The 20,954-nt window shown below is 68.2% G+C and carries 19 protein-coding genes; 10 read left to right on the forward strand and 9 right to left on the reverse strand.

From position 1 onward, the window contains the following. The first annotated feature begins 8 nt into the window (after positions 1-8). The 3 genes from pstB to phoB all read left to right on the forward strand — a co-directional run bounded on the left by pstB (position 9) and on the right by phoB (position 2,632). The gene (gene pstB / locus EV666_RS13455; protein WP_132009152.1) at positions 9-854 is read left to right on the forward strand and encodes a phosphate ABC transporter ATP-binding protein PstB; all 846 of its coding nucleotides are present in this window, start codon (positions 9-11) and stop codon (positions 852-854) included. A gap of 149 nt (positions 855-1,003) precedes the next feature. After that, positions 1,004-1,714, forward strand: coding sequence for a phosphate signaling complex protein PhoU (phoU, locus tag EV666_RS13460; RefSeq protein WP_132008911.1), 711 nt, complete (start codon positions 1,004-1,006; stop codon positions 1,712-1,714). A 219-nt stretch (positions 1,715-1,933) separates the two neighbouring features. Then, on the forward strand, positions 1,934-2,632 hold the full coding sequence (phoB, locus tag EV666_RS13465; RefSeq protein WP_132008913.1) for a phosphate regulon transcriptional regulator PhoB: 699 nt from the start codon (positions 1,934-1,936) through the stop codon (positions 2,630-2,632). A gap of 381 nt (positions 2,633-3,013) precedes the next feature. On the opposite strand, the gene EV666_RS13470 is transcribed toward phoB, so the two are convergent. Further along, complete coding sequence (locus EV666_RS13470) at positions 3,014-3,577, reverse strand: GcrA family cell cycle regulator (protein ID WP_132008916.1); 564 nt, start codon at positions 3,575-3,577, stop codon at positions 3,014-3,016. Positions 3,578-4,304: 727 nt separating this feature from the next. On the opposite strand from EV666_RS13470, the gene EV666_RS13475 reads away from it, so the two are divergent. The 3 genes from EV666_RS13475 (at position 4,305) to EV666_RS13485 (ending at position 7,557) form a co-directional block, all read left to right on the forward strand. Beyond that, complete coding sequence (locus EV666_RS13475) at positions 4,305-5,507, forward strand: aspartate aminotransferase family protein (RefSeq protein ID WP_132008919.1); 1,203 nt, start codon at positions 4,305-4,307, stop codon at positions 5,505-5,507. 74 nt (positions 5,508-5,581) lie between these two features. Next, positions 5,582-6,523 carry an ornithine carbamoyltransferase gene (argF, locus tag EV666_RS13480; protein ID WP_245514421.1) on the forward strand — a complete coding sequence of 314 codons (942 nt, stop codon included), beginning with the start codon at positions 5,582-5,584 and terminating at the stop codon, positions 6,521-6,523. Then, positions 6,523-7,557, forward strand: a complete 1,035-nt coding sequence (locus EV666_RS13485) for an Hsp33 family molecular chaperone (protein ID WP_132008925.1) — start codon at positions 6,523-6,525, stop codon at positions 7,555-7,557. Before argF ends, EV666_RS13485 begins: the two co-directional genes overlap by 1 nt. A gap of 182 nt (positions 7,558-7,739) precedes the next feature. Here the strand turns inward: EV666_RS13485 and argE are convergent, their stop codons facing one another. Both argE and apaG read right to left on the reverse strand, forming a co-directional pair. Further along, complete coding sequence (argE, locus tag EV666_RS13490; RefSeq protein WP_280990843.1) at positions 7,740-8,888, reverse strand: acetylornithine deacetylase; 1,149 nt, start codon at positions 8,886-8,888, stop codon at positions 7,740-7,742. A 152-nt stretch (positions 8,889-9,040) separates the two neighbouring features. After that, positions 9,041-9,448, reverse strand: a complete 408-nt coding sequence (gene apaG / locus EV666_RS13495) for a Co2+/Mg2+ efflux protein ApaG (RefSeq protein WP_132008931.1) — start codon at positions 9,446-9,448, stop codon at positions 9,041-9,043. Between the two features lie 602 nt (positions 9,449-10,050). On the opposite strand from apaG, the gene EV666_RS13500 reads away from it, so the two are divergent. Continuing rightward, positions 10,051-10,725 (forward strand): S24 family peptidase, encoded by a 675-nt coding sequence (locus EV666_RS13500; RefSeq protein ID WP_132008934.1) that lies wholly within the window; start codon positions 10,051-10,053, stop codon positions 10,723-10,725. 71 nt (positions 10,726-10,796) lie between these two features. Here the strand turns inward: EV666_RS13500 and EV666_RS13505 are convergent, their stop codons facing one another. The 4 genes from EV666_RS13505 to EV666_RS13520 all read right to left on the reverse strand — a co-directional run bounded on the left by EV666_RS13505 (position 10,797) and on the right by EV666_RS13520 (position 15,658). Next, a complete protein-coding gene (locus EV666_RS13505) occupies positions 10,797-11,600 on the reverse strand; it encodes an enoyl-CoA hydratase/isomerase family protein (RefSeq protein ID WP_132008937.1) in 804 nt (267 codons plus the stop codon). Between the two features lie 320 nt (positions 11,601-11,920). After that, on the reverse strand, positions 11,921-12,298 hold the full coding sequence (locus EV666_RS13510; RefSeq protein WP_245514422.1) for an FKBP-type peptidyl-prolyl cis-trans isomerase: 378 nt from the start codon (positions 12,296-12,298) through the stop codon (positions 11,921-11,923). A 398-nt stretch (positions 12,299-12,696) separates the two neighbouring features. After that, positions 12,697-14,448, reverse strand: coding sequence for a lysine--tRNA ligase (locus EV666_RS13515; protein WP_132008945.1), 1,752 nt, complete (start codon positions 14,446-14,448; stop codon positions 12,697-12,699). A 238-nt stretch (positions 14,449-14,686) separates the two neighbouring features. Continuing rightward, a complete protein-coding gene (locus EV666_RS13520; protein ID WP_245514423.1) occupies positions 14,687-15,658 on the reverse strand; it encodes a transporter substrate-binding domain-containing protein in 972 nt (323 codons plus the stop codon). A 15-nt stretch (positions 15,659-15,673) separates the two neighbouring features. Here EV666_RS13520 and EV666_RS13525 point away from each other — a divergent pair, with 15 nt between their 5' ends. Further along, positions 15,674-17,671, forward strand: a complete 1,998-nt coding sequence (locus tag EV666_RS13525) for a glycosyltransferase (protein ID WP_132008948.1) — start codon at positions 15,674-15,676, stop codon at positions 17,669-17,671. Here EV666_RS13525 and EV666_RS13530 read toward each other — a convergent pair. After that, positions 17,616-18,218 (reverse strand): SCO family protein, encoded by a 603-nt coding sequence (locus EV666_RS13530; RefSeq protein ID WP_165910018.1) that lies wholly within the window; start codon positions 18,216-18,218, stop codon positions 17,616-17,618. The genes EV666_RS13525 and EV666_RS13530 overlap by 56 nt on opposite strands. Before the next feature lie 325 nt (positions 18,219-18,543). Here EV666_RS13530 and hutX point away from each other — a divergent pair, with 325 nt between their 5' ends. Both hutX and EV666_RS13540 read left to right on the forward strand, forming a co-directional pair. Then, positions 18,544-19,053 carry a heme utilization cystosolic carrier protein HutX gene (hutX, locus tag EV666_RS13535; RefSeq protein ID WP_132008955.1) on the forward strand — a complete coding sequence of 170 codons (510 nt, stop codon included), beginning with the start codon at positions 18,544-18,546 and terminating at the stop codon, positions 19,051-19,053. Between the two features lie 149 nt (positions 19,054-19,202). Next, positions 19,203-20,288, forward strand: a complete 1,086-nt coding sequence (locus EV666_RS13540; protein WP_132008958.1) for an acyltransferase family protein — start codon at positions 19,203-19,205, stop codon at positions 20,286-20,288. A 118-nt stretch (positions 20,289-20,406) separates the two neighbouring features. Here EV666_RS13540 and EV666_RS18285 read toward each other — a convergent pair whose 3' ends face one another. Then, on the reverse strand, positions 20,407-20,802 hold the full coding sequence (locus EV666_RS18285; RefSeq protein WP_165910019.1) for a response regulator: 396 nt from the start codon (positions 20,800-20,802) through the stop codon (positions 20,407-20,409). Positions 20,803-20,954: the final 152 nt, after the last annotated feature.

The raw sequence follows: 20,954 nt of genomic DNA on the forward strand, positions 1-20,954 counted from the left end.
CCATGAACATGACCGTCGCACAATCCGCCGCCGTGTCGTCGGCGCGCCCGATGCAGCCTGCCGGAGCCCAACGCGAGATGCCCAACGCCCAGGAAACCGCGCACGAGAAGATCTCGGTCCGCAACCTCAGGTTCTATTACGGCGACACGCTGGCGCTGAAGGGCATCTCCCTGCCGCTGTACGAACGCAAGGTCACCGCCTTCATCGGGCCGTCGGGCTGCGGCAAGTCCACGCTGCTGCGGATTCTGAACCGCATGTATGACCTGTATCCGGGCCAGCGCGCCGATGGCGAGGTTCTGCTCGACGGCGAGAACATCCTGTCGCCGAAGCAGGACAAGAACCTGCTGCGCTCGCGGGTCGGCATGGTGTTCCAGAAGCCGACGCCGTTCCCCATGACCATCTATGACAACATCGCCTTCGGCGTGCGTCTCTATGAGAAGCTGTCCAAAGCGGAGATGGATGAGCGTGTGGAATCCTCGCTGCGCCGCGCCGCCCTGTGGAACGAGGTGAAGGACAAGCTGGGCGCCAGCGGCCAGAGCCTCTCCGGCGGCCAGCAGCAGCGCCTGTGCATCGCCCGCACCGTCGCCATCAAGCCGGAAGTCATCCTGCTCGACGAGCCCTGTTCGGCCCTCGATCCGATCTCGACCGCCAAGATCGAGGAGCTGATCGACGAGCTGAAGGCCGAGTACACCATCGCCATCGTCACCCATAACATGCAGCAGGCGGCGCGCTGCTCCGAGTACACCGCCTTCATGTATCTGGGCGAGCTGGTGGAGTTCGACGAGACGTCGCGCATCTTCACCACCCCGTCCGACCAGCGCACCCAGGACTACATCACCGGCCGCTTCGGCTGAGGAGCGGTGTCCGCGCCGGCGGATTGGCGGATTGGTCGCCGGCCGGCAACAGCAACACGCCGCGGAGGCGAGGGCGAAATCGCCCCCTCCGCCAGAACCGCACAGGACGCCGCCGCCAGTCGCCGGTGACGCTCCAGGGAGACACAGCCATGGCCGAACATATCGTTTCCGCCTATGACGCCGAACTCGCCGCCCTGCGCAACCGCGTGGTCGAAATGGGCGGCATCGCCGAGAAGATGCTCGACGACGCCACCCGCGCCCTGGTGCGCCGTGACGCCGAACTGGCCCAATCGGTCATCAATACCGACGCCCGCCTCGACAATCTCCAGCGCGAGATCGAGGAAAACGCCATCCTCACCATCGCCCGGCGCCAGCCGATGGCGGTGGACCTGCGCGAGATCATCTCGGCGATCCGCGTCGCCGGCGACGTCGAGCGCATCGGCGATCTCGCCAAGAACATCGCCAAGCGCGCCGTCGCCATCAGCGGCCAGATGCAGCCGACCCGCATCGTCGTCGGCGTCGAGCACATGAGCGACCTGGTGCAGGAGCAGCTCAAGGACGTGCTCGACGGCTTCACCCAGCAGAACGTCAATGTCGCCATCGACGTCTGGAAGCGCGACGGCGAGATCGACGCGCTGTACACGTCGCTGTTCCGCGAACTGTTGACCTACATGATGGAAGACCCGCGCAATATCGGCTTCTGCACCCACATGCTGTTCTGCGCCAAGAATATCGAACGTATCGGCGATCACACCACCAATATCGCCGAGACGATTTATTATCTCGTCACCGGCAGCGCGCTCGTCAGCGAGCGCCCCAAGAATGACGACACCAGCTTCGCCCGGGTTGGCGAGAGCTGACGCCAGAGCGCGATGGGCGATGCGCCCCCATCGATCACGCCGGGCGCCGCCCGCGTTCCCGGGATGGGGATGCGTCGGCTCACCACGCCTGGCGGGGATGGCCCTTTGGCCAGCGCGGCCGGCCGGAGCGGGCGCGGCATGCTTGATGAGCCGGCGGCGCCGCGCCGCCGGCTGGAGATCCGCCGGGGCGTGAATTGTCCGCCAGGCGTGGAGTGACATATGGCGACGCGCATTCTGATTGTTGAGGATGAGGAATCCCTCGCCCTTCTGCTGCGTTACAATCTCGAAGCTGAAGGTTATGTGGTCGACGCGGTGGCGCGCGGCGACGAGGCGGAGGTGCGCCTCCAGGAAGCCCCGCCGGACCTCGCCCTGCTTGACTGGATGTTGCCGGGTCTCTCCGGCATCGAGCTGTGCCGCCGCCTGCGCCAGCGCGAGGAAACGGCGCGCCTGCCGGTCATCATGCTGACGGCGCGCGGCGAGGAGGCGGAGCGCATCCGGGGTCTGGCCACCGGCGCCGACGACTATGTCGTCAAGCCGTTTTCGGTGCCGGAGCTGCTGGCCCGCGTTCGCGCCCTGCTGCGCCGCGCCAAGCCAGGCCATGTGGCCGCCCTGCTGACCGCCGGCGACATCGAACTGGACCGGGAAACCCGCCGCGTCCGCCGCGCCGACCGTGAACTGCATCTCGGTCCGACCGAATTTCGCTTGCTGGAATTCCTTATGCAGAGCCCTGGCCGGGTGTTCACCCGCGAGCAGCTGCTCGACAGCGTCTGGGGCCGCGACGTCTATATCGACGAACGCACCGTGGACGTGCACGTGGGCCGCCTGCGCAAGGCCATCAACCGCCCGCGCCAGCCCGACCCGATCCGCACCGTGCGCGGCGCCGGCTATTCCTTCGACGAGACGTTCGCCCGTTCCTGAGGGCCGGCCCTGACGGCGCGCGAAACGCCACCTTCAGATCCCTGCCAGATCATCCTCCCCGCCCATGTCGGTCATCCCGCCCGTGTTGCGGCGGCCGGCGTGCGTCAATCCGGTCCGCCGCGTGACGGCGAGACTGTAATGCGCGCGCCTGGACTGGCCGGCAGAGGACTGGCCGGGAGAGGGCTGGCCATGAGGGCGCTGGCCATGAGGGGGGCATGGACGGCTGGCATGACGGGTGAGGGCGTGCAGGGGGCAAGACGTCTCAAGGCGGCGCGGCCCAAAAACAGCGCCGGCTCCCCCAGGCTCCCAACCAGCCCAAAAAAGCCAATGCCCGCGGCTGGCGCGGGCATAACGTTATATGGCGCGTGAGAACGGCCGGCCTCAGTTGCTCCGGCGGTCGCGGCGGCGCTCAGGCGGCTGGTAGGCGATGCGGCTGTGGAAGGTGCAGTAGGGGATGCCGGGCGTCGTGCGGTTGCCGCAGAAGCAGAAATCCGCCGTGGTCGGATCGCCCATGGGCCAGCGGCACATGTTCTCGCGCAGCTCCATGATGGTGACGCGCTGGGACTCCGGCGCGGCGATCGCGGGCGACGTCGCCACGGCGGCGACGGCGGCCGGCGCGGGCGTTTCCACGGGGCGTTCAGCCGCGACGGCCACGGCGGCGAGCGCCGTGTTGCCCTGCACCAGCGGAATGCTGGCGGTTGCCCGCGCATTGGTGGCGACGCCGCGCGGCGTTGCGACCGAAACGCTCTTGCGCGGCTTTTGCGCGCCGCCAGATGGGGATTTGGCCCGGCCGGACAGGCCGAGACGGTGAACCTTGCCAATCACCGCGTTGCGCGTCACACCGCCCATGGCGGTGGCGATCTGGCTGGCGCTGAGCCCTTCCGACCAGAGCTTCTTCAGCAGTTCGACGCGCTCGTCGCTCCAGCCGCTTCCAGCCTCGCTCATCCGTTCCTCCGCACCAAATTCGTTCATGCAGAAAATCTGCGTAAACGCGCTGAACAGGTTCAGCTACGCAAAATAACAATCCGTCAGGGTAACGGCGCCACGATATGTCGTGGGATATTCCCTGAACCATACAAGATGGCGGGATGCGGCTTCAACCGCAGCCGCCCGCTCCCCACCGTTTTCCCCAGGAACATGATGAAAACGAGTCCGTGATCACTTTTTTTCAACGATTTAACCGTCGCGCGGTCCCGCCAGGGCGGCTGGCGCTGGATAACACGGATGCGGCCAAAGTCGCGCCCGTATTGTCGCGTGACTGTCATTGTGGCGTGACAGTCATTGTCGCGCGCGGGCGCCATGGCGGCGTTAAGGCGCTGAGGCGCGCAGGCGGGCATGGGCGGATCGGGGCATGAGCGGATATGGACGGTTGCCGGCGGGCGTCGCCAAAAGCCTGCCGGGACTGCGCGGTGCTTCCGGCGGCCGGCGGCCGTCCAGAAATCTCCGGCCTGTCAGGGGTTGCAATGTAAATGCATCCTGTAATTGACAGATTTGTCGCCCGGCATAAAATACCCCCAGTGCCGCCCTCGACAGGGCGGCACTTTGATTTTCATGAACGTTTGGGTTTCCGGCGCTTTGGCGCCCGCCTGGCGTTTTCACGCGCGACGCTCCGGCCTGACGGCAAACGACAGGTTGATGTCGGGACCAGCGTCGCCATCAGGGAGTGCGGTCCGTGACGTCGCCGCTGTTGCCAACTTTTGCGCGTGTAGATCTTCAGTTCGAACAGGGCCAGGGCGTCTGGCTGGCGACGCGCGACGGCGAGCGATATCTCGACTTCGGCTCCGGCATCGCCGTGAATTCACTTGGCCACGCCCATCCGCATCTGGTGGAGGCGCTGACCCGACAGGCCGGCAAGCTCTGGCACACCTCCAACCTGTTCCGGATACCGGAGGGGGAGCGGCTTGCCCAGCGGCTGGTGGACAACTCTTTTGCCGATCAGGTGTTCTACACCAACTCCGGCGCCGAGGCGCTGGAGTGCGCCATCAAGATGGCCCGCAAGTATCACGCGGCCAATGGCCAGCCCGAACGTTACCGCATCATTACCTTCGAGGGCGCCTTCCATGGCCGCACCCTGGCGACCATCGCCGCCGGGGGCCAGGCCAAGTATCTGGAAGGCTTCGGCCCGAAGGTGGACGGCTTCGACCAGGTGCGGGTGGATGACGCCGAAGCGTTGAAGGCCGCCATCGGCCCGGCCACGGCCGCCATCCTCATCGAGCCCGTGCAGGGCGAGGGCGGCGTGCGGGTCGTGCCGCCGGCCAAACTGCGCGAGCTGCGCAAGCTGTGCGATGAACACGGCCTGCTGCTGATCCTCGACGAGGTGCAGACCGGCGTCGGCCGCACCGGCAAGCTGTTCGCCCATGAGTGGTCCGGGGTTACGCCGGACATCATGGCCATCGCCAAGGGCATCGGCGGCGGCTTCCCGCTGGGCGCGTGCCTGTCGACGCTGGAGGCCGGCAAGGGCATGACCGCCGGCACGCACGGCACCACCTTCGGCGGCAACCCGCTGGCGGTGGCTGTCGGCAACGCCGTGCTCGACGTGGTGCTGGCCCCGGGGTTTCTCGATCACGTCAACCAGATCAGCCTGCTGCTGCGCCAGCGTCTGGCCGAGTTGCGTGACCGCTTTCCCCACATCATCGCCGAGGTGCGCGGCGAGGGCCTGCTGCTGGGCCTGAAGCTGAATGTGCCCAACACCAGTTTCGCGGCTGCGGCGCTCGATGAAAGGCTCATCCTGGTTGGGGCTGGCGACAACACCGTCCGGCTGTTGCCGCCGCTGACCATCACGGAAGATGAGGCGCGGGAAGGTCTGGCCCGGCTTGAGGCCGTGGCGGGGCGCCTGCAGCGCGAGGCGCGCGGCGCCGCAGCGGGAGCGGCGTGATGAATGCGCGTTTCGGGACGGCGCCGGTCAGCGGCTCCGTCAGTTTGTCACCGGAGTTATTGAAGGATCAGAATTTGTCGGCTTCGTCGCAGCAGCGGCGCAACTTCCTCGACCTCACCGATTTCACCGGTGAGCAGTTGCGCCATGTTCTTGAGATCAGCAAGCGCCTGAAAGCGGCGCGTCGCCGGGGCGAGCGCTCCGACTTCCGCCCGCTGACCGGCAACACCCTGGCGATGATCTTCGACAAGCCGTCGACGCGAACCCGCGTGTCCTTCGACCTCGCCATGCGCGAACTGGGCGGCGAAACCATCATGCTGACGGGCGCGGAGATGCAGCTCGGTCGCGGCGAGACCATTGCCGACACCGCCCGGGTCATGTCGCGTTACGTTGACGCCATCATGATCCGCATTCTCGATCACGCCGCCATGACGGAGCTGGCCGAATACGCCAGCGTGCCGGTCATCAACGGTCTCAGCAAGCTGTCGCACCCGTGCCAGATCATGGCCGACCTGCTGACCTTCGAGGAACGGCTTGGGCCGATCACCGGCCGCAAGGTGGCGTGGACCGGCGACGGCAACAACGTGCTGGCCTCGTGGATTCACGCGGCGGCGCGTCTCGATTTCGAGATCGCCGTGGCGGCGCCGAAGGATCTCGGCCCCTCGCAGGAGGTGCTGGACTTCGCCCGCGCCAACGGCGCGAAGCTGAGCCTTGTCGACGATCCGCGCGAGGCGGTGCGCGGCGCCGAGGCGGTGATCACCGACTGCTGGGTTTCCATGGGCGATGAGGAAAGCGAGGCCGAGCGCCAGAAGCTGCTGCAACCTTACCAGGTCAATGCGGCGCTGATGGCGGCGGCGGCGAAAAACGCCATCTTCATGCACTGCCTGCCGGCCCACCGCGGCGAGGAGGTCACCGACGAGGTGATGGACGGGCCGCAGTCCGTGGTGTTCGATGAGGCGGAAAACCGGCTGCACGCCCAGAAGGGCGTTCTGGCCTGGTGCCTGGGCGCGGCGGAGTGATGGCCGGCGCAGCCGCAGCCGGTTCGCACGCTGGCGACGACCTGTCCCTGCCGTTCGCGGTGGAGGCGCTGGACGTGCGCGGTCGCGTCGTCCGGCTCGGGCCGGCGCTCGACGCCGTGCTGGCCCGTCACAATTACCCGCCGGCGGTGTCCCGCGTCGTTGGCGAGGCCATGGCGCTCACCGTGCTGCTCGGCTCGGCGCTGAAGCTGGAAGGTCGCTTCCAGTTGCAGACCCGCTCGTCCGGGCCGGTCAACATGATTGTCGTGGATTTCGACGCGCCGGACCGGGTGCGCGCCTGCGCCCGCTTCGACGCGGAGGCGGTGGCGGCGGCCGCCGCCGCCGGCGAAACCGCGACGGGCGCGCTGCTGGGCAACGGCCATCTGGCCATGACCATTGACCAGGGCAGCCACGCCAGCCGCTATCAGGGCATTGTGCCGCTGGAAGGCCAGAGCCTTGAGGAATGCGCCCACACCTATTTCCAGCAGTCGGAGCAGATTCCGACCCTGGTGCGCCTTGCCGTCGGCGAGGAGATGACCTTGCAGTCCCCCAATGGTCGCTACTACCGGGCTGGCGGCCTGATGGTGCAGTTCATGCCCCATTCGGCCGACCGTTTGCGTCAGGCCGATCTGTCGCCGGGCGACGCCCCCACCGGGCATCAGATCGCCGCCGGGGTTGAGGACGAGGCGTGGAACGAGGCCCGCCTGCTGGCGGAGACCACCGAGGCGCACGAACTGCTCGATCCCCTGCTGCCCAGCGAGCAGCTGCTGTACCGGCTGTATCACGAGCGCGGCGTGCGGGTGTTCCCGGCCCAGCCCGTGCGCGAGGCCTGCCAGTGCTCGCGCGAGCGCATCATGGGCATGCTCGGCGGCTTCAGCCGCCAGGAGCGCGCCGACATGGTGGGCGACGACGGCCGCATCGGCGTGACCTGCGAATTCTGCTCGCGTCACTACGATCTGGACCCGGGACAGGTGGAGGCGGAGATCGCCGCCGCGGCCCTGGCGGATTCAGACGAAGGCGGCGAACGCGACGCCTGATGGCGCGCGGCGGCGGTGGCATTGAACCGGCGTGGCTCCCTGCCGCGCCGATTTTTTTTGCGTTCTGAGCGGGCCTCCGTGGGGCGTCAGCGCGTCGCGCCCGCGACAGGTCGCGTTGTTTTGCCGTATCCGCCGCCGCGCCGTCCTCGCGTCGCTCCACGCCACGGCGTGAGGCCAGGCCCTCAGGCGCTCATGGCCTGGATCAGCCGGCGGATGAAGGCGGTTCCGTTATCCAGCTCGGCCAGGGTGATGAACTCGTCGGCCTGGTGGGCCTGGTCGATGGAGCCGGGTCCACAAACCACCGTGGCGACGCCGGCGTTCTGGAAATGCCCGGCCTCGGTGGCGAAGGACACCGTCGCGGTGTGATTGCGCCCGGCGAGGCGCAGCGCCAGCTGCTCGGCCGCGGAGCCGGGTCTTGGCGCCAGATGCGGCACGGCCACGTCGCAGATGGTGGCGATGCTGGCGTCCGGGGCGCCCAGGCGCATGCCCGGCAGCACCGAAGTTTCGGCGAAGGCGGCGAGCTCGTCCATCAGGTCGCGGTGGCTGTGGCCGGGCAGGCCGCGAAACTCCCACAGAAAGCTGCAATCGCGCGCGATGATGTTGCGCGCCGTGCCGCCATGGATCGCGCCGACCTGCAGGGTCGAGCAGGGCGGATCGAACAGGCCGGTCGGGTCGCCCGCCGTGGCGAACTGTTCCTGCCGGCGCGCCAGCCAGTGGATCAGCTCCGCCGCCGCCATCACCGCATTGGCGCCATGCGCCGGCTGCGAGGAGTGGCCCTCCTTGCCGGTAATGCGGGTGGTCAGCGACACCACGGATTTGTGGGCGGTGACCACGTCCATTCCCGTGGGCTCGCCGACGATGGCGACGCCAGGGCGTGGCAGATCTACCCCCATGCGCGCCACGGCGTCGACCACGCCAAGGCAGGAAACCTCTTCGTCATAGGACAGCAGGATGTGGATGGGCGTCGTCAGCCGGGCGGCGCGCATCTCGGGAACCAGCGCCAGCACGATGGCGACGAAGCCCTTCATGTCCACGGCGCCGCGTCCATAGGCGCGCCCGTCAGCCACCCGCAGCCGCCAGGGATCGTCGCTCCACGCCTGGCCGGCCACGGGCACCACGTCCGTATGACCTGACAGCAGCACGCCGCCATCCTGCGCGGGGCCAATGCTGGCGAACAGCGCGGCCTTGTCGCCGGTTGCATCGGGGATGCGCACGGAAGCGACGCCCAGCTGCGTCAGCCAGGCTTCGACAAAGGCGATGAGCTCCAGGTTGGAGCGGTGGCTCTCCGTATTGAAGGCGACCAGTCGCTCCAGCATGGCGAGAGGCGTCACATTGGCTCCTGATGGTTCCAGCGCGTCCGTCCGTCCACGGCGCGCCTCGCTTGCCTATCCTGTCCGGCGCGGCCCGCCGGCGCAACCGCGCGCGCGCCGCCATGTCGCCGCGCAGCCCCGGGCGCGCGCGCCCGGACCCGCGCCCGGACCCTTCAGTGGATGACGCGCGCCAGGCCGGCGCGAATGGCGTAGGGGCTGTCCAGCACGAAGGTGGGAATGGTCACCTCGAAGCGCTCGCCGGCGGCGTCGATCATGGCGTAACTGCCGCTCATCACGCCGTGCGGCGTGCGCAGGGGGCAGCCGCTGGTGTAGGTGTAGGCGTCGCCCGGCGCGATATGCGGCTGCTCGCCGACAACGCCAGGACCTGTGACAGCTTCCACCGCGCCGTCGCCGTCAACGATACGCCAGGTGCGGGCGCGCAATTGCACGGGACGTGGGCCATGATTGGCGATCTGCACCGTGTAGGCCCAGAAGTAATCGCCATGCCCCGGTGAGGACTGGTCCTCAAGGAAGCTGGGCGTCACCGTGACTTCGATGTCGTGAGTCAGTGCCCGGTACATGGCGCTCTCCACTCGCAAACGCACCCTGACAGGAGACGACATGTCCTCGCCGGGCCATATCGCCTCGCCAGTTCATCCGCCTCACCCGGCCCGGCGGGCCATGATCCCCCACGTTATATCCCCCCGACAAGGCCATGTCCGCCCCTGGGCCGGCTGGCCCTGGACCGGACGGCGCTTGCCGCGTCCCGGGCAAGGCGGCGGCTCCCGCCGGGGGTGGCCTCCCATCGGCGTCGCCGGCCTCCAGGCCCTGGGCTCCTGATCGTTGAGGGCCGCCCCGTTCCCAAGAATCGGCGTCCTTCCGCCCGGCGTCAATGGCGCCCGAAGGAGGGACCGGAGCATCGCCATTGTATTATCTTGTCCGGGCGGCAAAAGGGGAATAAATTCTTCAACATAAGGGTGTTGCGCCGTGGCCTGTGGATGCCGTGGGTCTGCGTCCGGTTGGCCCGGAAGGGCCATCCGGGCGCGCCGGCGCATCGGGGAGCGAGACGCCAGAGGGGGCCCTGCAGGGTTCGGACGGGTTTTGAATGTTGCATGGCAGGCGCGCCAGCGGCGCCGCGCCTGGCGTGATGCATATGCCGGAGGTGTTCAGAGGGAGACGGGCCATGCTGTCACATCAGCAGATCTGGCAGGCGATTGACGGGCTGGCGAAGCGTCACGGCCTGTCGGCGTCTGGCCTTGCCCGTCGCGCCGGGCTTGATCCCACCACGTTCAACCGCTCGAAACGCATCGCCGCGGATGGTCGCCTGCGCTGGCCGTCGACGGAATCAGTCGCCAAGGTGCTCGACGCCACCGGCGCCTCGATCCACGAGTTTCTGGCGCTGGTGGGAGGGGAGGCGCCCGCCGCCAGCGTCGGGCAGACGCCTCCCGAGCCGGCTTTGCAGCCGGCGCGACCGCGCGGCCTGCCGCTCATCGGCATGGCCCAGGCCGGCCAGGGGGGCTACTACGACGATTCCGGCTACCCCGTTGGCTCGGGGTTCGACGAGGTGATCTTTCCACGCCCCGGCGACGGCTCCCTGTACGGCCTCAAGGTCGCGGGCGATTCCATGCTGCCGGTGTATCGCGACGGCGACGTCATCGTCGTCGACCCGGCGGCCACCGTGCACAAGGGGGACCGGGTGGTCGCCCGCACCCGCGACGGCGAGGTCATGGCCAAGGAACTGGCCGCCCGCACCGCCCGTCTGGTGCGGCTGCGTTCGCTCAATCCCGAACACCCCGAGCGGGAGATCGCGCTGAAAGACCTGGACTGGATCGCCCGCATCGTCTGGGCGAGCCAGTAACGGGCTCCAGGTCATCCCGAAGCTGCGCCAGTCACGGACCAGAATCAGCCAGGCCGTCGGCCTGGCGATGCTCAACGCCCCCTGAATACGGGCGGGCGCTTCTCGAGGAAGGCGTTGATCGCCTCCTCATTGTCCTCGGTCATCGAGGCCAGGATGTACTGGTCGTTGTCCATGTGGGCGGTCAGGCGGTTCAGGGCGGTCGCCTGTTCGGTGATGGTGCGTTTCGCCATGCGCATGCCAATCGGCGGCAGGGCGGCGGCCTTCTGCGCCCAGCGCATCGCCACGTCCAGGGCCTGGCCATCTTCCGCCATGTCGTCAATCAGGCCCCATTCCAGCGCCTGGGGCGCGTAAACGCGCTCGCCGAACAGGATCAGTTGCTTGGCCCGGGATGGCCCGAGCAGGTTCAGGATGCGGGGCGCGGCGTTCCAGTTGAGGTTCCAGCCGAGGGGGATTTCAGGAAGGCGCATATGGGCGCCGCGACCGGCGATGCGGAAGTCGCAGGAGGCCGCCAGCGCCAGCGCGCCGCCAAGGCAGAAGCCCTCGATGGCGACAATGGTGACCTGATCGAGGTTCTCCCACGCCGCGCATGTGGTGGGGGCGAGGCGCAGCAGTTCGCGCTTTTCCAGCAGCGGCGCCGTCCGGCGGGCCTGGTGGTCGGGATCGGCCAGGTCAGCCCCCGAGGAAAACACCGGATCGCCGGTAAGGATCACCGCGCTGGTATGAAAATCGTCGCGCAACCGCAACGCCGCCTCGCGCAACGCCTCGATGGCTTTCACGGACAGGGCGTTGATGCGGTCGCCCCGGCGCAGGGTCACCGTGGCGATGCGGTCCTCAAACGTGACGCTGACCGGCCCGACCTCGAATGGCGTGGACATGGACTTCCTCCCGTCGCCGCCGTTTCTGGCGGTCTTCCGGGACAGGAGGCTAGCGGAACGCCTTCAATCTGTGCACCCACCTTCAGCTCATGCGGCGCCTGCGTCGCTGGAAAACGCCTCAGCAGTTCCGGCAAGACTGGCGCGTGCCTTTCCTGGGCGCGCAAGGCCGTCCGTGGCGCGGGGGTAGCCAGAAAACATCAGGGGCGATCCGTGCGGATCGCCCCTGATAAAGCCCTGGCGGCGCTTGAGCTTTGCAGGCCGCGGATGCGTCGGCATCTATGCGGCCTGGCGTGGCGCACGCCGGATGTCTGGAAGGTCGCTCAGCGGACGCCGAGCAACTCCACGTCGAAAATCAGCGTTGCGTTCGGCGGGATGACGCCGCCGGCGCCGCGCGCGCCATAGCCGAGCTCGGCCGGGATGATCAGGATGCGCTTGCCGCCCACTTTCATGCCGGCGACGCCCTCGTCCCAGCCGCGGATCACCTGGCCGCCGCCAAGGCCGAACTCGAACGGCTGGTTGCGGTCGCGCGAGGAGTCGAACTTCTTGCCCGGCTTGCCGTTGTTATCCAGCCAGCCGGTGTAGTGCACCTTCACCTGCTGGCCCGCCTTGGCCACGGGGCCGGTTCCCACGACCTCGTCTTTGTATTTCAGGCCGGAGGGAAGGGTGGTGGTCTCGGCGGCGGATACGTTTGCGGTCATGGCGAGAACTGCTGCTCCTGCAAGAGGGATCAGGGTGCGGGAAATCATCGAACGGAACATGCCGTGGGCTTCCTTTATGTCTTTTCCAGCGCGGCGGCGCCTTCGCTGCGCAGGGGCGCCTGGCTGGAAAGCACGTCAAACCAGACAGATAACAAACCCCGCTCAGGGGAACGGCGTTTGCTCTGGCGCGTGCTTCGACGAAGCGACGGCCAGCGCAGAGATTAGCGGCATCCGTGTCGAAATTGCGATGGCCTGGGGCCCGCGATGGCGACAGAACGGGCCGCCGCCACCGCATGTCCACAGCCAGTCGCGGGCGGGCTGCCCTGACAGTCCGAATGAAGGCGCTTTCCAGAGGCGAAGCGGACGCCAGCTCCGCCGTGGAACGCTCCCGCCCGCCGTCAGCCGGCCTTGCCGGCGGCGCGGGCCGCCAGGAAAGCCTCATGATCGGCGATGAGCTGGCCGTCGAGCCCCTTGCGGATCAGGGCGATCGTCGCCGGGACGCCCAGAATCGCGGCGAATGAGCCGAAACGCGGCCCGCGCTCCTCGCCGAGCAGGATCTGGTACAGGGCGTTGAACCAGGCGCCCGAAACGCCTGGCCGCTCCGGCGTCGCGCCCTTGGCCTTGAGGTCCTGATAGTCGGGCACGGTGCGGCCAACCTCATAAACCACATCCTGGATCTGGCCGGCGTCGGCGTTGTCTGGCAGGGCGGCGAGGCGCTCCGCCAGGTCTTCCAGCGCCTTGCGTTCACTGTCGGACGGCGGGCGATAGGTCTTCGCCGGCTTGACGAAATCCTGGAAGTTACGCACCGCGTAGCCCAGCAGGCTGTCGAGGCGCGGGTGGGTTTCCGGCGCGGCGCCGGGCGCGTAGCGCTTCAGGAACTGCCACAGGCCTTCCTTCGTCTCGGCGTTGGCGACCGCGGCGAGATTGAGCAGCAGGCCGAAAGAAATCTGCGTCGGGCGCGGCGCGTTTTCGCCGGTTTCCGCGCCAGCCTGGGTCACGACTTCCGGCGCCGGCGGATTGCCGCCGTGGATATGGTGCACCGGATTGCCGAGGCGCTGCTTCGCGTCCTGCCGCGCATAGGCGTCGAGGAACGACAGGTATTCGTCCACGTTGCGCGGAATGACGTCGAAGTGCAGCCGCTTGGCCTCGCGCGGGCGGGCGTACATGAACAGCGCCAGGCTTTCCGGCGCGCCATAGGTCAGCCACTCCTCGATGGTCAGGCCGTTGCCCTTCGACTTGGAGATCTTCTGCCCCTTTTCGTCGAGGAACAGTTCGTAATTGAAGCCTTCCGGCGGCTGGGCGCCGAGGGCGCGGGCGATCTGGCCCGACAGCTTCACCGAGTCGATCAGGTCCTTGCCGGCCATTTCGTAATCGACGCCCAGCGCCGTCCAGCGCATGGCCCAGTCCGGCTTCCATTGCAGCTTGGCGTGGCCATCGAGGGCCGATGTCTCGAAGCGCGCGCCGCTTTCGGGATCGCGCCAGACCAGGGTGGCGCTGTCGGCCCGCACCTCGTCGATCGGCACCTGCATCACATGGCCGGTGACCGGGTGGATCGGCAGGAATGGCGAATAGGTGCTGGCGCGTTCGGCGCGCAACGACGGCAGCATCACCTTCATCACCGCGTCATAGCGCGCCAGCACCAGGCGCAGCGTGTCGTTGAAACGGCCGGACCTGTAGCACTCCGTCGCCGACAGGAACTCGTATTCGAAGCCGAAGCTGTCGAGGAAGGCGCGCAGCCGGGCGTTGTTGTGCTGGCCAAAGCTCTCATGCGTGCCGAACGGGTCCGGGACCTGGGTCAGCGGCTTGTTGAGGTGCTGCGCCAGCAACTCGCCGTTCGGCACGTTGTCCGGCACCTTGCGCAGGCCGTCCATGTCGTCGGAGAAGGCGACGAGGCGCGTCGGCACGGCGTCATTGGTCAGCAGGCGAAAGGCGTTGCGCACCATGGTGGTGCGGGCCACCTCGCCGAAGGTGCCGATGTGCGGCAGGCCGGAGGGGCCATAGCCGGTCTCGAAAAGCACGTAACCCTTGTCCTTGCCAGCTTTCACCGCGGCTTCGCGGCGCGCAACGAGCTTGCGCGCTTCTTCGAACGGCCAGGCGGAGGACGTCTGGGCGGCCTCCACGAGTTGCGGGTCGAAAGCGGACGTGGTCATGGAACTGCGACTCTTTTCAAGATGTTTTGCCGGCATGGGGCCGGCGTCATGTGGGGCCAGATCCCGGCCACAACGGCGGCGATCTGTCCCCATGCTGCTGAACTGGCGCGTTTTGCCGGAAAACGCCGCAGGCGCCGGCGGCGTCGGCGATGTCTTCAATGTGGCCGGCGACGCGCCGCGTCAAGGCTGGGGAGCGTTGGCGGGCGGCGTTGCGAACCGTGGACCGGCGAAAAACTGCTCAGAAGAAGCTGACAGGAAAATACCGCAGATACAGCTCGTCGTAGCGTCCGTCGCTCCATGTCTGTTGCAGGGCGTAATCGAACGCCCGTTGCAGCGCCGCGTCATTGCGGCGGACAACGAAGCCGACCCCCTCGCCGAAAAAAGCGTCCGACAGGTAGGGCCCGCCGGTGAAGCCGCAGCAATTGCCGGCGAGGCTGCCGTCCTGCCACAGCGCCATGCTGAGCCCGTCGCCGAAGACATAGGGAATTTCCCCCGCGCGCAGCCCCGCGCCAGCCGCCGGCAGATCGGCATAGGCCTTCAGCGGCGAGGCGGGGAAATTGGCCTTCAGCCAGGCTTCATGGGCCGAGCCGGCCACGACGCCAACGGTCTTGCCGGCGAAATCCTTCGCGCCAGGCGTGGGCAAAGCGGCGCCGTTCTTCACCATGAAACGGCCGGGAAACCGCATGTAGGGCCGGGTGACGGTGAAACGCTCCAGCAGTCGCGGCGTCACCGGAATGGCGGCGATGACCACATCGCCCTTACCGGCGGCCAGGGCGTCGAGCAGCGTGTCGAAACGGCGGGCCTGGATGGTGCAGGCCACGGCGAGCCGGTCGCAGGCGGCCCGGGCCAGATCGACGGTGAAGCCGGTGGGCCGGTTGTCGTCGCCGGTGAAGTTCAGCGGCGGGAAGCTGTCGTCGGTGAGAATGCGGATGGTCCCGGCGCCGCTCATGTCGGGGCGCTCCAGCCGCGTGTTGGGATTGCCGAACATGGGGATGCGCACGGCCGGCCGGGAGCCTGCTGCGGCGGCTTCGGCGGCTGCGGGGCCGGTTGTGGCGGGCGCCGTGGTCGCGGATCCAGCGGTCGCCGGCGCGGCGAACGCTGGCGCCATCATCAGTGAGGCGGCGGCGAGAAGGACAAGAACAACGGTTGCCGTCGCAACGATGCGCAAGTTAGGATTGAATATCGTCCGCAACGACGCAACGCTCCTCATCCGGTCCGGTGCTCCATGCGCGCAGCCACGGTTCTCCAGCGGCGACGTCTGACGCGGGTTCTGCCCGCGAATGATGATGGCGTCCCGCTGGCGACGCAAGGCGGCGACGACCGGGCGGCGACGTTTTTCACCGCGGGCGCGGCTTTGCCGCCGCAGCTGGCCTTCCTGACCAGCCATGGCCTGACCGGCCCCGCGCTGAACGCGGCGGCGGAACTGGCGCGGCGCTGGCGCGTGCCGCCGGAACAGGCGTTGTTCGCCGCCGGCATGATGGAGCCAGCCGCCTATTATCGCGCCCTTGCCCTGGAGCTGGGCGCGCCTTTCGCGGCTGACGCCCTGCGCCGGGGCGGACTGACGCCCGACGGGGCGCGCTATCCAGACAGCATCCAGGCGGGCGTCGCGCCGGTGACCGACGCGGCCGGCCGCCGCCTGTTCGTGCTGGCGCCCCAGGGCGAAGCGCTGGCCCGCCTTCTCGATGGCCGGATGCGCCTGACTGGCGCCGCCATCGTCACGCCGGAGGCGCTGGCGCGCGCCGTAATGCGGCGCCACGCGCCCGCCATCGCCCACGATGCGGGCCATTCCCTGGCCGACGCCCGGGCGGACCTGTCCTGCCGGGAGGGTCTGACGCGCTCCCAGTCATGGGGGCTCGCCGCCGCGGCGGCTGTTGTCGCGGTGCTGGCGGCGCTGGCGCCGGCGGTGCTCGCCGGGTTGTTCGCCGTGGTGTTCCTCAGCTACGCCATCGTCCGGCTGGCGGCGACCTTCGCCACGCCAGGCGCCATGCCTGGCGCGGTTCCTGGCGAGGGCGAAGCGCCGCCCGTTGCGGAGGCGGACCTGCCTGTCTACACGGTGATCGCGCCCGTTTATGGCGAGGCCAACATGGCCGCGCACATCCTGCAGTCATTGCAACGGCTCGACTATCCGCGCGCGCGTCTCGACGTGCGGATCGTCGTCGAGGCGGATGACCACGCCACGCGGGTCGCACTGATCGCCCTGCAGCCGCCGCCCTGGATCAGCATCGTCGTGGCGCCGCCAGGCCAGCCCCGCACCAAGCCGCGCGCCCTCAATGTGGCCCTGGTCACGGCGCGGGGCGAATTCACCGCCATCTATGACGCCGAGGACGCGCCAGACCCGGACCAGTTGCGCAAGGCCGTGGCCGCTTTTCGCGCCGCGCCGCCAGACGTCGCCTGCCTGCAGGCCCGCCTCGCCATCGACAACAGCGCCGATGGCTGGCTGCCCGCCTGTTTCGCGCTGGAATATGCGGCGTTATTCGACGCCATCAATCCAGGCCTGGCGCGCCTTGGCCTGCCCATTCCGCTGGGCGGCACGTCCAATCATTTCCGCACCACGGCCTTGCGCCAGGTGATGGGCTGGGACGCCTGGAATGTCACGGAGGACGCCGATCTTGGTCTGCGCCTGGCGCGGGCTGGCTGGCGCGTCGCCGATCTGGATTCCACAACGCTGGAGGAGGCGCCGGTGAGCATCCGCGCCTGGCTGGCGCAGCGCGCCCGCTGGCTGAAGGGCTGGATGCAGGTCGCCATTACCCACAGCCGCGCGCCCGGGCAGGCGGCGCGTGAGCTTGGCCTGCTGGGCGCCTGGGCCGCCGCCGCCCAATGCGCCGGGGTGGTGCTGAGCGCGCTGGGGTTTCCGCTGTTTGTCCTCGGCGCCGCCGTTCAGTTCGCGTCCGGCGACCTGTTGTCGCTGGACGGCTGGCAGGCGCGGCTGGGGGCGGCCGCGGCGGCCGCGGTGGCTTTGGCCGGGCTGGCCGCCGGCGTCGCGCCGCTGGTCGCTGGCGCGCGGCGCAGGCGCCTGCTGCCCCTGCTGCTGCTCGCGCCCCTGCTGCCCGCTTACTATGCCCTGGTTTCGCTCGCCGCCTGGCGCGCCCTGGTCGAGCAGATCCGCGCGCCCGCCCACTGGAACAAGACCCGCCACGGGGTGGCGCGCTCGTCCCGGTCGGGGCGCCTCACATATACCGGCGGAACTCCTTCGCAGCCTCGGCGGGCGGACGCTTCAGATTGAAGCCGCCGACGAAGTGACCGTTGCGATCCATCAGATAGACCATCGCCGTGTGGTCCATGGTGTATTCGCCGTCCTTCTGCTCCACCTTGCGGGCATAAACCCGGAAAGCGCGCGTGACGGCGTCGATCTGTTCCTGTGAGCCGGTGAGGCCGATGATGCGCGGATCGAAGCTGCCCAGATAGTCTTTCATGACGCCCTGGTTGTCGCGGGCCGGATCGACGGTGATGAACACTGCCCGGGCCTTCGCGTCCTTGCCCAGCGCCTCCAGCATCTGCGAAACCTCATAGAGGGTTGAGGGACAGATGTCCGGGCAATGGGTGAAGCCGAAAAACAGCAGGTAGGGCGCGCCGCGCAACGAGGCGTCGGTAACCGTATTGCCGTTCTGGTCGGTCAGGGAGAAGGGCGCGCCAACGCCGGAGGACACGGCTCCGCCCTGGATCTGGCGCCAGGCGAACAGGCCGCCGGCCAGCGCTGCGAGGCCAAGGACGAACATGCCGAGCGTCAGGGCGAGCCGGCGGGAGGGGGCGCGGGAGGGGCCGGACGACATCGCTTTGCTCCTGTTTCCTGTGCTCTGGACGCGCCCACGCCGGCGCATCTGTTGGCAAACGCGCTGAAGCGGCGCGGATTGCCGTTCCTGCGGATCGCCGGCGCGGCCCGCCATGCGCGGATCCGGCCGGGGGCGTCCGCATCACGCGCCCATGCTTTAACCGTCCGGGGGCGCCGGGTCACCCACCATGGGGGAGACATGACGTCGCCTCAGGCTGGAAACGTTCCAGAACAAACAGTTCGCGCGGATGCGCTGCCTGTGCCACATGGGCCGGGACGGCGGCCCCATGTTTGGAGGCGCCGGCCTGATGAGAAAGGACGCGGGCATGACGGATGTGAATGCGAATACGATTGCGGCGCTCCGGGCGGAGATCGCTGAAAAACCCGACGGCGTGCTGGAAGCACTGGCCGAGCGTCACCAGACGACGATGAAAACCGTGTTCTCGGCGTTGCCGGAAGGCCAGGCCACGCCGGTTCCGGCCAGCCGTTTCGAGGACCTGTGGGCCGACCTGGCGACCTGGGGCGACGTTACCTTCATCGTCCATACCCGTGACGGCGTGTTCGAAACGAAGGCGCCGGTTCCGCCAGGCTCCCATGGCCGGGGGTATTTCAACATCCACGGCGACAGCCCGCTGGGCGGCCATATCCGCGCCGACCGCTGTGACTCGATCTGGTTCGTCGACCGGCCGTTCTTTGGTCGCCGCTCCTGCTCGCTGGTGTTCATCAACACGGATGGCGAGGCCATGTTCAAGGTGTTTGTCGGTCGTGACGCCCAGCGCGAACTGAACCCGCAACAGATCGCCCGTTTTGAGGCATTGCGGGCCAGCCTGGCCTGATCTGGATGGACATTGCGTGATTTCAGGCGGTACTGGCTCGTGTCAGGCCGCCTTTTTTCCGCCACTGTGACCTGAACGCCATCATTCCCGGATTGTCTCCACATCAGAATAATTCTAATGGGAATTATCCGGATGCGGAGCACAGAACCATGATGAAGCAGGAAAATCTGCCGCTGACGTCATTGCGTGGCGTCGCGGCGCTGTGGGTCGTGGCCCATCATCTGGTCCTGCGCTTTGTTGACCTTGGGTTATCCACCCCGGACCGGTTCCTGTTTCCCGGCGGCGTCGCCGTCGACATCTTCTTCATTCTCAGCGGTCTGGTGATGGCGGCGACCTATCGCGACCTGACCCCGTCCGGCGTTCCCGCCTTCATGATCCGGCGGATTTTCCGCATTTATCCGTTGCACCTGTTCGTGATGACCGGGCTGATCTGCCTGGCGATCCTGCTGACGCTCGCCGGCCATCCTGGGCCGCCGGGATACGACTGGTCGCGGTTGCCTGGGGCCCTGCTGCTGTTGCAGCCGTTCCGTGACCAGCCGCTGACGTGGAACGTCGCGAGCTGGTCGGTCGGCGTCGAGATGGCCTGCTACCTGGCCTTTCCGCTGTTCCTGCCGCTGGTGCGGGCGTTGCCCCGCGTGGCCATTGCCTTGCTGGTCGTGGCGTTTGGGGTGATCGAGTTCCTGGTGCTGAGCCGCGTTGGCGCGGTTGTGGCTGGCGGCGGCGCGGTGGCGCGGGGTTTCGCCGGCTTTGCCTTCGGCATGGTCATCGCCCTTAGCCTGCGGGGCGCCCGCCTGCCGCAATGGGCCCAGAACCTGCTGGAGCCGGCGGCCGTCCTCGCCATTGTCGCCGCGCTTGCCGGCGGCCGGCCGGAATTGACGCCGATGTTCGGCGCTGTCCTGATCGCACTGCTGTTCACCGGCCGCGGTCCCGTCGCCGCCGTGTTTGAAAAGGCGCCGCTGCACTGGCTCGGCAAGGTGTCCTATTCGGTCTACCTGGTGCATTTGCCGGTAATTGGCGTGTTCGCCACGGCGCCGAAAAGCGCATGGCTGCTGGGCGCCGTCGGCCCGGTGATCTGGTCCGTGCTGGCCACAGCGCTGGTGCTGGCCGTGTCGCATGTCTGCTGGTTGCTGATCGAGGAGCCGGCGCGCCGCTATGGCGCGCGCCTCGCCCGTGGCCAGCGCCTGACGGTCAAGGCTCCCGCGCCGCGTGGACCGGAAACGGCGGGCGTCGCCTGAACACAAAATTCGCGGACATATGGGTCAGGCCGCGAGCGTTCACATCAGACAGGATCGCGCCCGCCTTTGCAGGACATCGCGTCTCGCGCGAAATGGCGTTCACGCGGCGGTCATGGGGTTAAATGCGCGCGGCCCGCGCCCGCTCCAGCGCCCGCGCGACGGCGCTGGCCAGACTGCGGGACTGGAAGGGCTTGCCGAGCACGGTCACCAGCGGGTTGCCAGTCAGCTCGGCCTCCAGGTCCCCGGCGCCATAGCCGGTGATGAAGATCACCGGCAGGCCGGGGAAGCGCGCCAGGCAGGCCGCGTAAAAATCCTGGCCGGTGGTGTCCGGCAGGCCCACGTCCGACACCAGCAGGTCGATATGGGCGCCTTCCAGCAGCGCCTGCGCCTCAGCGCCCGTGGGGGCGTCCAGCACCGTGCAGCCTGCTTCCTCCAGCATGTCCAGGGTTGTCATCCGCACGAACATCTCGTCCTCGACGAGAAGCACGACGGGCGATGGCGCGGCGCCGTTCATGCGCGGCGACCCGGGCGCGTGGGCGGGCAGGCATGGACCGGCCCATTGGCGATGACCGGCTGCTGGCGTGATATCCCGTCCGTCTTCACGGCGCGCCTCTCCCTGAGCGAACGCCGCCCGGGCGGAAGCTTCGGCAGGACGGCGTTTTCGTT

Origin of the sequence: Camelimonas lactis, assembly GCF_004342915.1 — a bacterium.
Lineage (GTDB): Bacteria > Pseudomonadota > Alphaproteobacteria > Rhizobiales > Beijerinckiaceae > Camelimonas > Camelimonas lactis.